This is a genomic window from Streptomyces sp. NPDC059900 (genome assembly GCF_050270335.1).
Lineage (GTDB): Bacteria > Actinomycetota > Actinomycetes > Streptomycetales > Streptomycetaceae > Streptomyces.
Genome location: NZ_JBNNJZ010000283.1, coordinates 1 through 10,531, shown reverse-complemented (window position 1 = coordinate 10,531; position 10,531 = coordinate 1). Strand labels below are relative to the sequence as shown.

9 protein-coding genes are annotated in these 10,531 nt (G+C 70.3%); 2 read left to right on the top strand and 7 right to left on the bottom strand.

All coding sequences use genetic code 11. From position 1 onward, the window contains the following. Positions 1-18: 18 nt before the first annotated feature. The 3 genes from ACQKIP_RS29010 to ACQKIP_RS29000 form a co-directional block, all read right to left on the bottom strand. Positions 19-1,020, bottom strand: coding sequence for a GlxA family transcriptional regulator (locus tag ACQKIP_RS29010; protein ID WP_365857386.1), 1,002 nt, complete (start codon positions 1,018-1,020; stop codon positions 19-21). 56 nt (positions 1,021-1,076) lie between these two features. Further along, on the bottom strand, positions 1,077-2,558 hold the full coding sequence (locus ACQKIP_RS29005; RefSeq protein ID WP_365857384.1) for an MFS transporter: 1,482 nt from the start codon (positions 2,556-2,558) through the stop codon (positions 1,077-1,079). Positions 2,559-2,700: 142 nt separating this feature from the next. Next, on the bottom strand, positions 2,701-4,143 hold the full coding sequence (locus ACQKIP_RS29000) for a DUF445 domain-containing protein (RefSeq protein ID WP_427744556.1): 1,443 nt from the start codon (positions 4,141-4,143) through the stop codon (positions 2,701-2,703). Positions 4,144-4,366: 223 nt separating this feature from the next. Between ACQKIP_RS29000 and ACQKIP_RS28995 the strand changes: the two genes are divergently transcribed. Further along, positions 4,367-5,686 carry an SGNH/GDSL hydrolase family protein gene (locus tag ACQKIP_RS28995; protein WP_365857380.1) on the top strand — a complete coding sequence of 440 codons (1,320 nt, stop codon included), beginning with the start codon at positions 4,367-4,369 and terminating at the stop codon, positions 5,684-5,686. A gap of 86 nt (positions 5,687-5,772) precedes the next feature. Here ACQKIP_RS28995 and ACQKIP_RS28990 read toward each other — a convergent pair whose 3' ends face one another. Genes ACQKIP_RS28990 through ACQKIP_RS28975 form a run of 4 tightly spaced genes read right to left on the bottom strand, consistent with a single transcriptional unit; the run spans position 5,773 to position 9,157 of the window. Next, positions 5,773-6,498 carry a DUF1707 SHOCT-like domain-containing protein gene (locus ACQKIP_RS28990; RefSeq protein ID WP_365857378.1) on the bottom strand — a complete coding sequence of 242 codons (726 nt, stop codon included), beginning with the start codon at positions 6,496-6,498 and terminating at the stop codon, positions 5,773-5,775. A gap of 9 nt (positions 6,499-6,507) precedes the next feature. Further along, positions 6,508-7,473, bottom strand: coding sequence for an ABC transporter ATP-binding protein (locus ACQKIP_RS28985; protein ID WP_365857376.1), 966 nt, complete (start codon positions 7,471-7,473; stop codon positions 6,508-6,510). 6 nt (positions 7,474-7,479) lie between these two features. Then, positions 7,480-8,343 carry an ABC transporter permease gene (locus tag ACQKIP_RS28980; protein WP_365857374.1) on the bottom strand — a complete coding sequence of 288 codons (864 nt, stop codon included), beginning with the start codon at positions 8,341-8,343 and terminating at the stop codon, positions 7,480-7,482. Then, on the bottom strand, positions 8,336-9,157 hold the full coding sequence (locus ACQKIP_RS28975; RefSeq protein ID WP_365857372.1) for an ABC transporter permease: 822 nt from the start codon (positions 9,155-9,157) through the stop codon (positions 8,336-8,338). The genes ACQKIP_RS28980 and ACQKIP_RS28975 overlap by 8 nt, the downstream gene beginning before the upstream one ends. A gap of 231 nt (positions 9,158-9,388) precedes the next feature. Here ACQKIP_RS28975 and ACQKIP_RS28970 point away from each other — a divergent pair. Beyond that, on the top strand, positions 9,389-10,531 hold a 1,143-nt coding region (locus tag ACQKIP_RS28970), incomplete at its 3' end, for a transglycosylase domain-containing protein (RefSeq protein ID WP_427744553.1).

Sequence of the window (10,531 nt, the reverse complement as noted above, 5' to 3'; positions counted from 1 at the left end):
CAACCGCACACCCCGGCATCAGCCGCCCCTCGTCCCCCTGAACGTCATCCGGTACGCCCCCGGCGACACCCCGAGCCCCGCCTGGAAGTGCTGCCTCAGCGACGCGCCCGTGCCGAAGCCCGCCTCCGCGGCGATGCGGTCGACCGTGCGGTCCGTCTCCTCCAGGAGTTCGCGGGCCCGGTCCACGCGGCGCTGGGTCAGCCACTGCATCGGCGTCAGGCCCGTCTCCTCGCGGAAGCGGCGGCTGAAGGTGCGGATGCTCATGGACTCCTGCCCGGCGAGCTCGGCCAGCGTCAGGGGCTCCCCCAGCCGCTCCTGCGCCCACTGTCTGGCCCGGCCCGTCGACGTCAGCCGCGGCTCCGCCAGCGGGCGGCGGATGTACTGGGCCTGGCCGCCCTCGCGGTGCGGGGGTACGACGGTACGGCGGGCCACCTCCGCCGCGACCGCCGCGCCGTGGTCACCGCGGATCATGTGCAGGCAGAGGTCGATGCCGGCCGCCTCGCCCGCGGAGGTGAGGACGGGGCCCTCGTCCACGTACAGGACGTCCGGGTCGACCGTCACGGCCGGGAACGTACGGGCGAAGAGGTCCGCCGAAAGCCAGTGTGTCGTCGCCCTGCGGCCGTCGAGCAGCCCGGCCGCCGCGAGGACGAAGGCTCCGGTGCAGATGGAGGCGATACGGGCGCCGGATGCGGAGTCGAGCGCCGCAGCGAGGGCGGGCGGCAGCTCGCCCGGCGCCAGCGACTCGTCCTCCTCGTGCGAGGCGGGGACGATCACCGTGTCCGCGGCGGCCACCGCCTCGGGGCCGCGCTCGGCGTAGACGGGGAAGTCGGCGTCCGTACGGATCATGCCGGGGGTCAGGGCGCAGGTCGTCAGTTCGTAGAGGCGTGCGCCCCGCGACGAGCGCGCGTTGCCGAACAGCTGGTGGACCAGGCCCAGCTCCATGGGCAGCACGCCGTCCCGTACGAGGACCGCGACTCTGTGCGGGCCCTCCGCCCTCTCCTCCGCTCCCTCACCGCTCACCCCCGGATCTTCCCACCCGCCTCACCCGAAAGCCCTCCCCCCGAGCCCCTGACCCCTCACCCCGAAGCCTTCGCCTCCGAAAGCGGCCTCGCGATGTCCTCAAGCGACTGCTGCTCGGCCTTCACCGCGAACGCCGCCGCGACCAGGCCCGCCGCGCACATCAGGCCCGCGCCGATCTGGAAGGCGAGCACCGTGTCGCCGACCACGCCCGACTCCGTGAGCTCGGCGAAGATCAGCGGGCCGCTGATGCCGCCGGCCGCCGTGCCGATGGCGTAGAAGAAGGCGATCGCCATGGCCCTGGTCTCCATGGGGAAGATCTCGGAGACCGTGAGGTAGGCGCTGCTCGCGCCCGCCGACGCGAAGAACAGGACCACGCACCAGCAGGCCGTCAGCGTCGTCGCGCTCAGCGAGCCCCGGTCGAACAGCCAGGCCGTGGCGAAGAGCAGGACACCCGAGACGATGTACGTCGACGAGATCATGATCCGGCGGCCGACCGTGTCGAAGAGCTTGCCCAGGAAGAGCGGGCCCAGGAAGTTGCCCGCCGCGATGACGGCGAAGTAGTAGCCGGTGCTGCCCGAGGGGACGTCGAAGAACTTGGTGAGGATCGCCCCGAAGCCGAAGGTGATCGCGTTGTAGAGGAACGCCTGGCCGATGAAGAGGGACAGGCCGAGGACGGCGCGCTTGGGATAGTCGCGGAAGACCGTCTTCGCGATGAGGCCGAAGCCGATGCTCTTGCGCTGGTGGATGGTGATCTCGGACTGCGGCGGCGGCAGGCGCTCGCCCTTCTCCTCCTCGATCTCCCGCTCCACCGACGTGACGAGCGCGTCCGCCTCCTCGCCCCGGCCGTGGATGAACTGCCAGCGCGGGCTCTCCGGGACGTGGCGGCGTACGAGCAGGATCACCAGGCCGAGTACGACGCCGAGGGCGAAGGTGAGCCGCCAGCCGAGGTCCTTGGGGAAGATGCTCGTGTTGAGCATGACGACGGAGAGCAGCGAGCCGCCGATCGCGCCGAGCCAGTAGCTGCCGTTGATGATCAGGTCGACCCGGCCGCGGTACTTGGACGGGATCAACTCGTCGATGGCCGAGTTGATGGCCGCGTACTCGCCGCCGATGCCGAAGCCCGTGAGGAACCGGAAGAGGAAGAACCACCAGGCGTCGAACGACAGTGCGGTGAGCGCGGTCGCGCCGAGGTACACCGCGAGGGTGACCATGAAGAGCTTTTTTCGGCCGAATTTATCCGTGAGGCGGCCGAAGAACAGGGCCCCGGCGCACGCCCCCGCCACGTACAGGGCCGCCGCGGTGCCGGTGACCTGGGCGGAGCTGATCGCGAGGCCGCTGCCTTCCTCGGAGAGGCGGCTCGCGATGTTGCCGACGGTGGTGACTTCGAGGCCGTCCAGGATCCAGACCGTGCCGAGGCCGACGACGATCATCCAGTGCCAGCGGGACCAGGGCAGCCGGTCGAGCCGGGCGGGGACGGCGGTGGTGACGGTGCCGGTCTCGTTGCCTGTGCGCTCTCGGTCGGACGACGACGCGGTCATGGCGGGCGGCTCCTTCCGCTGTCCCACGTCGCCTGCCGCATCTGCCGTGCCCGGGCGACGGCCCTCCCGGCGTCGGGAGAGCTACTCCAGAGTGCCCAGCAGAACCCCCCTCACGCGCGCTGGAGCCACCCGGAGAGGCCCCCTAGGCCCCCAGCAGCCGCGACACCGAATAGATCAGCAGCCCCGCAAGCGCCCCCACCACCGTGCCGTTGATCCGGATGAACTGGAGGTCGCGCCCGATGTGCGCCTCGATCTTCTTCGAGGTGTGCTCCGCGTCCCAGCCCGCGACGGTGTCGGTGATCAGGGAGGTGATCTCGTCCCGGTACGTCGTCACCACGTACACCGCGGCGCCCTCGACCCAGCCGTCGACCTTCTCCTGGAGCCGCCCGTCCGTGGCCATCCGCGCGCCCAGCGAGAGCAGCGCGGCCCGCACCCGCAGGCGAAGCTCGCTCTGCTCGTCCTCGGCGGCGGCCACGATCATCTGGCGTACGGCCGACCAGGCGGAGGCGATCAGGTCCTGCACCTCGCCCCGGCCCAGGACCTCCCGCTTGAGGCGCTCCACGCGCTCCCGGGTGTCCGAGTCGGATTGCAGGTCGGCGGCGAAGTCGGCCAGGAAACGGTCGACGGCGCCGCGCGCGGGGTGCTCGGGCATGTCCCGCATCTCGGCGAGGAAGCGGAGCAGCTCCTTGTAGACCCGCTCGCCGACCTTCTTGTCGACGAACCGCGGAGTCCAGCCGGGCGCGCCGCCCTGCACCGCCTGCATGACCGACTCGTCGTGCAGCACCAGCCAGTCGTGGGCCCGGGCGCAGACCAGGTCGACGACCCGCTTGTGGCCGCCGTCCGCGACGACCTTCTCCAGCATCTTGCCGATGCCGGGCGCGATCTCCTGGGCGTCGGCGCGGCGCGTGATGGCCTCGCCGACGACGGCCTGGACGTCGGAGTCGCGCAGCACCGTCAGGGCGCCGCGCAGCGCCGTGGCGAGCTCGGCCGTCACCCGGTCGGCGTGATCGGGGTCCGCCAGCCAGGTGCCGAGCCGGTTTCCGATGCCCACGGCGCGCAGCCGTCCGCGTACGACCTCGGATGAGAGAAAGTTCTCACCCACGAACTCGCCCAGGGATACGCCCAGTTGATCCTTTTTGTTCGGGATGATCGCCGTGTGCGGGATGGGCAGACCGAGTGGATGACGGAAGAGCGCCGTCACCGCGAACCAGTCGGCGAGCGCGCCGACCATGCCGGCCTCGGCCGCCGCCGCGACATAGCCCGCCCAGGCGCCCGCGCCGGAGTTCTGTGCCCATTTGGCGAGTACGTAGACGAGCGCGACGAAGACGAGCAGGCCCGTCGCGGTGATCTTCATCCGGCGGACGCCGCGGCGTTTTTCCTCGTCAGCGGGGCTGTACGTGAAACCACCGGGGCCAGAGCCGGCACGCGCCCCGGAGCCGCCGGGGCCGGGGCCGGAGCCCGCCCCGGAGCCGCCGGAGTCGGAGCCGGAGGAGACGCCGGTTACCGGGTGGGGCTCACGGGAATACTGTCCGACAGGACCAGCTTCGGCCGCATCATCCGGAAATGATCGATTCGTACGTTCCACTCACTCCACCTGGCCCGTTTGCGTGGTTCGCGGCGTCCTCATCCGTATTGTCCCCGTCTCTCTGCGCCCCTTCCTGACCGACTCCTGGAACGGACCACAAGTTCCCGGCGTCTGAATGGTCGGAGGGGGGCAGTGTCGGCCGCCTCACGGCCCATGACGCATCATGGGGTGATCACATCGGAGCCTCGGTCAGGCTCCCCCTGCTCGAGGAGACACAGCCCGCATGACCAAGCGTCACGGTTATGCCCTGCTTGCCGCGGTCCTCGCGGTAATAGTGGTGATTTCCGCCGCCATATACCTCGGTGTATCCACCGACGACGGATCTCAGGACACCATCAGCGCGGGGCCCCGAGGCCCGCGCAACTCCGCCGCGCCCGCTTCCGCGGGCACCTGGGTCGGCTCTTGGGCCGCATCCCCCGCGGCGGCCGAACCAAACACGCAGCGCAACGGCTTCGCGGGCAAGTCCATCCGCAACGTCGTGCACACCAGTGTCGGCGGCAACAGCGCCCGCATCACCCTGTCGAACCTGTACGGGCGGCAGCCGCTGAGCATCACCCACGCCTCCATAGCCGTCGCCGTCGGTTCGAACAACCCGGCCGCCGCGCCCGGCACCCTGCGCCGCCTGAACTTCAACGGCAACACGTCCGTGGTGATCCCCGCGGGCCAGCAGGTGATGAGCGACGCGGTGCGGATGCGCGTGCCGCACGCCAGTGACCTCCTGGTCACGACGTACTCGCCGACGCCCTCGGGCCCGGTGACCTTCCACCCGCACGCCCGCCAGGTCAGCTACGTCGCCGACGGCGACCGTACGGAAGACCCGGACAGCGCCGCGTACAACCAGCAGAGCACCTCCTGGCGTTACCTCTCGGCCGTGGACGTCCTGAGCAACGAGGCGGACGGCACCGTCGTCGTCTTCGGCGACTCGCTCACCGACGGCATCTCCTCGACCATGGGCGCCAACGCCCGCTGGACCGACGGCCTCGCCACCCGCCTGCGCGACGAGTCGGGCGGCCCGCGCTACGGCGTGGTGAACGCGGGCATCAGCGGCAACCGCGTCCTCTCGGACGGCAACGGCACGCCCGCGGACAACCCGAGCGGCCTCTCGCGCTTCGACCGCGACGTGCTCGACCGGTCGGGCGTCAAGGCCGTAGTCGTGGCGCTCGGCGTCAACGACATCCTGCGCAACCCGCACCAGAACAACCCCGACCGCATCGTGGAGGGCCTGCGGGAGCTGACCCGGCAGGCGCACACCCGCGGCCTGCGCGTCGTCGGCGCGACCCTGATGCCGTTCGGCGGCCACCGGGGCTACGAGCCGGCCCTTGAGAACGTGCGCCAGGCGGTGAACGAACAAATCCGCGACGGCAAGGTGTTCGACTCGTTCGTGGACTTCGACCGGGCGCTGCGGGACCCGTACGACCCCCGCAAGCTGCGCACCCAGTACGACTCCGGTGATCACCTGCACCCGAGCGACGAGGGCTACCGCAAGATGTCGGAGACGTTCAACCTGACGCAGCTGCGCGGGTCCGCCGCCGCCGAGCTGTAGGCCCTCCGGGGCTGCCGGCAGGGGCTCGGTCCACCGACTGAGCCCCGCCCCTCAGCCCCGCCCTCCAGCGGCCTCTCAGCCGCCCCTCAGCCCCGCTCCTCGCCGCGCTTGCGCATCTGCAGCTCGCGCCGCTCCTCGCGCCTCTCCAGACGCTCGCGGCGCCGCTCCTCCTTCAGGCGCAGCTTCTCCACCCGGCGGATCTTGCGGTCCACGCCGACGCCGCCCATCAGGGCGAAGCCCTTGACGACCACGCGGGGCGAGCCGGGAGTGCCCTCGCCGGTCGCCTTGTCGTCGAAGCCGCCCATGAAGCCGAAGCCCTTGACCACGACGGTCATCTCCGGCGGCACGATGACCTGCATGCCGCCCATCAGGGTCCAGCAGCGGATCTCCACGTCACGCTCCGTGAACCGCGCCTCGCGCAGGTCGATCTCGCCGCCGCCCCAGATGGCGATCCCGTCGAACTGCCGGCCGACCACCCAGCCGCCCTTGCGGCCGAAACCGCCCCAGAAGGCGAAGCCGAGCTTCGACGTCGGTTCGCCGCCCACCATCCGCTCCGACCAGTCGATGGCGGCGGGATCGTCGCTCACCGGGCCCTTCACCATGGAGACCTTGCCGCCCACCGCGGGCAGATCCCGCGTGATCGGCTCAAGCTCGCCGTACGTACGGGCCTTGTACGTCGCCTCCAGGCGCTCCTCGAACTCCTCCATGTCGAGACGGCCCTCGGCCACCGCGTCACGGAGTCGTTCGGCGACACGCTCGCGGTCGGCGTCGGCGGCCCGGAGATCGGGGAGATGCGGCTGCTCGTCGGTCATACGAGCAGCCTACGAGGTCGCCTTGTCCGCGTACATCTTGGCGATGACCGCCTCGATGTCGGGTTCCCTGACCGAGAGGTCGACCATCGGATACCGCTCGGCGACCAGGGCGACAAGCGGAGCTGCCGACTCCGCCGCGGGGAAGGCCAGCCACTGCCGCGGGCCCTCCACCTTCACCACCCGCGCCGACTCCACCTCGATGGGCGGAAGTTCACGCTCCAGGTCCACCACCAGGGTCCGCTCGCTCTCCCCCGCCTCGTGCAGACCGGCGAGCGCGCCGTCGTACATCAGGCGGCCGTGGTCGATGACCATCACCCGCTTGCAGAGCTGCTCGATGTCGGTCAGGTCGTGCGTGGTGAGCAGGACCGTCGTGCCCGACTCCGCGTTCAAGTCCCGCAGGAATCCGCGCACTTTGGCCTTGCTGATCACGTCGAGGCCGATCGTCGGCTCGTCCAGGTAGAGCACCTCCGGGTCGTGAAGGAGCGCCGCCGCGATGTCGCCGCGCATCCGCTGGCCGAGCGAGAGCTGGCGCACCGGGACGTCCAACAGTTCGGCGAGCTCCAGGAGTTCGACGCACCGGTCGAGGTTCTCCTTGAAGCGGGCGTCCGGGATGCGGTACATCCGGTGCATCAGGCGGTACGAGTCGATCAGCGGCAGGTCCCACCACAGGGTGGTGCGCTGGCCGAAGACCACGCCGATCCGCCGCGCCAGGCGGGTGCGCTCGCGGGACGGGTCGATGCCCGCGACCCGCAGCCGGCCGCCGCTCGGGGTCAGGATGCCGGTCAGCATCTTGATCGTCGTCGACTTGCCCGCGCCGTTCGGGCCGATGTAGCCGACCATCTCGCCGCGCGGCACGGTGAAGGAGATGCCGTCGACGGCACGCACCTCGTGCTTCTCGCGCCGCAGGAAGCCGGTCTTCTTGCGTACGTCGAAGACCTTCTCGACGCCGTCGAGCTCAATGAGATCTGTGGACACGGAAGTTCAGCTCCCTGTACTGCGGTACGAACGAAGGCCGGTGCGCCAGACGAGGCCCGCGAGCGCGAGCAGGACGGCGGCCACCAGCGGCGGGGCGAACGCCGTCCACTCCGGCAGGTCCAGCGGATAGGGCCGCCCGAGGACGTACAGCGCCGGAATCCAGTTCACGAAGGCCAGCGGCAGGATGAAGGTGACGCCGCGCACCAGGTCCCTGGCGAAGACGGTCGGCGGGAACTGGAGCAGCGTCGTGCCGCCGTACGTGAAGGCGTTCTGCACCTCGGCCGCGTCCTGCGCCGCGAACTGGAAGGCCGCTCCCCCGACGAACACCGCCGCGAAGATGCCCGCCCCGCACAGCAGCATCAGCGGGACCATCAGGACCTTCAGCGGGGTCCACCCGATGTCCAGGACCACCAGCGAGTACGCGAGGACCAGCGCGCCCTGCGTCACGCGCCCGAGCCGGTGCAGGCCGAAGCGGTCGGCGGCGACCTGCGCGATCACCGGGGCGGGCCGCACCAGGAGCGTGTCCAGCGTGCCGTCCCGCACCCGCTTGCCCAGGCGGTCCATGGACCCGAGGGCCAGGTCAGCGATCCCGAACGACGTGCACGAGGCGCCGTACAGGAAGGCGATCTCGGAAAGGGAGTAGCCGCCGAGCCGGTCCACCTGCGAGAACATCAGCAGGATCGCCGCGAAGTCGAACGCGGTCACCGCGAAATTGCCGAACGCGGTCATCGCGAACGAGAGGCGGTAGGCCATCAGGGAGCGGATCCACATGCCGGAGATCAGCCGGTAGGCCCGCAGCCCGTCCCGCACCTGCGAGAGGCCGTGGCGCGCCCGTGCAAGGCCGGGCCGCGCCTGTGCGAGGTCAGCCACCCTGGACCACCACCCGTCGCGTGGCCACGGCCTGGAGCAGCCGCCCGGCCGTGAGCAGCGCCGCGGCCCAGCCGATCTGGAAGGCGTACGTCTGAAGGAGGTCCACGCCCGTGTGCTTGCCGAGGAACACGTCGGCGGGCACCTGGAGCAGCGCCGACCAGGGCAGCGCGCGGGCGACCTCGCCGAGCGCCCCCGGGAAGACGTTCAGCGGCAGCAGCATCCCGGAGAAGAAGGTGCCCGCGAGCATCGCCACCTGGGCGGTGCCCGCGCCGTCCATCAGCCAGAACGCGGAGAGCGCCACCAGGAAGCGGATCGCGAAGCTCACGAGCGCTCCGAGGAACACGGCGACCAGGAACGCGACCCAGCGCCCGGGCTGCGCGGGCAGGGCCAGGTCGAAGACGAGGGCGCCGACGACCATCGGCACGACACCGCGCCCCAGCAGCTGGAACAGGGCCCGGCCCAGGTCGGTCGCCAGCCACCAGAGTTGCAGGTCGGCGGGCCGGTACAGGTCGACGGCGATGTCCCCGGTGCGGATCCGTTCGATCAGCTCGCCCTCGAAGCCGCCGCCCATCAGGGCCATCACCGTGAGCAGCGCCTGCCCCAGCCACACGAACGTCAGCGCCTGCGCCTGGTCGTATCCGCCGAGCCCGGGCCGCTCGTCCCACAGGGCGATGTAGGTGTAGGCGAGGATGAGTCCGAAGACGGTGTTGGTGAAGACCCCCGCCAGGGTCGCCGTCCGGTAGGTCGCGTACCGCCTGAAGTCGCTTCGGGCGACGGCCGCGTATAAGCGGAACCGTCCTGTACGCACGCGCATCCCCTTTAACGAGAGCTTGAGCAGAAGCTTTGACGAAACCTTCGACGAGCTACGCCGAACGCCGGGCCCGATCCGGACCAAAGAGACGGAGCCTAGTGCGGCCGTCACCGCTCGTGCCAGGCATTTTCGGCGCTCGGCGCGTGCCTGGCGGGGAACGCGTGAAGCGACAGTGTGCAATGGGTCGTACGAGGCGTACGTGACGTACGACGCGAACCGGGAGTTCCACGAGACATGAGCAGCAGCGACGAGCCGCAGCAGCAGGGTGGCAAAGAGCCCGAGGGCTGGGCACCCCGCGACCCCGTGGACCCCCCGGCCACTCCCCCGGCCGGCACGCCGGCGAACTCCGCCGAAGCCCCCCAAGGCGCCACGGACGCCGACGGCACCGGCGCCGACGGCACCGGCAAGAAGGGCAAGAAGAAGCGCCCCAAACGCAAGGGCTGGCGGCGGATCTTCCCCACCTGGCGCATGGTGCTCGGCGGATTCATCCTGCTGATCCTGCTCTGCGTCGGCGGCTTCGCCGCGGGCTACATGATCGTCGAGATCCCGCAGGCCAACACGGCGGCCACCGCGCAGAGCAACGTCTATCTGTACGCCGACGGCAGCCAGCTGGCCCGCGACGGCGAGGTCAACCGCGAGAACGTACCGCTGAGCCAGATCCCCAAGGAGGTCCAGCACGCCGCCCTCGCCGCCGAGGACCGGGACTTCTACAGCGAGTCCGCGGTCGACCCCAAGGCGATGATCCGCGCCGCGTACAACACCGTCACCGGCAAGGGAAAGCAGTCCGGCTCGACGATCACCCAGCAGTTCGTGAAGAACTACTACCTCGGCCAGGAGCAGACGGTCACCCGCAAGGCCAAAGAATTCTTCATCTCCATCAAGCTGGACCGCGAGGTCAGCAAGGACGACATCCTCGCCGGGTATCTGAACACCAGCTACTTCGGGCGCAACGCGTACGGCGTGCAGGCCGCCGCCCAGGCGTACTTCGGCAAGAACGTGAAGGATCTCGACACCGCGCAGGGCGCCTATCTGGCGACGCTCCTGAACTCCCCCAACGCCTACGACGTGGCGACCCACCCGGAGAACAAGCCGCGTGCCGTGGCCCGCTGGAACTACGTCCTGGACGGCATGGTCAAGGAAGGATGGCTCAGCGCCTCCGAACGGGCGAAGACCGACTTCCCCGCGCCCAAGGAGGCCAAGGGCGCATCCGGCCTCTCCGGGCAGCGCGGCTATCTCGTGCAGGCCGTCGAGGACTATCTGACGTCCAACAAGATCGTCGACGAGGACACCCTGGCCAAGGGCGGCTACCGCATCACCACCACCCTCCAGAAGGACCGCCAGGACGCCTTCAAGGAGGCCGTCGACGCCCAGGTGATG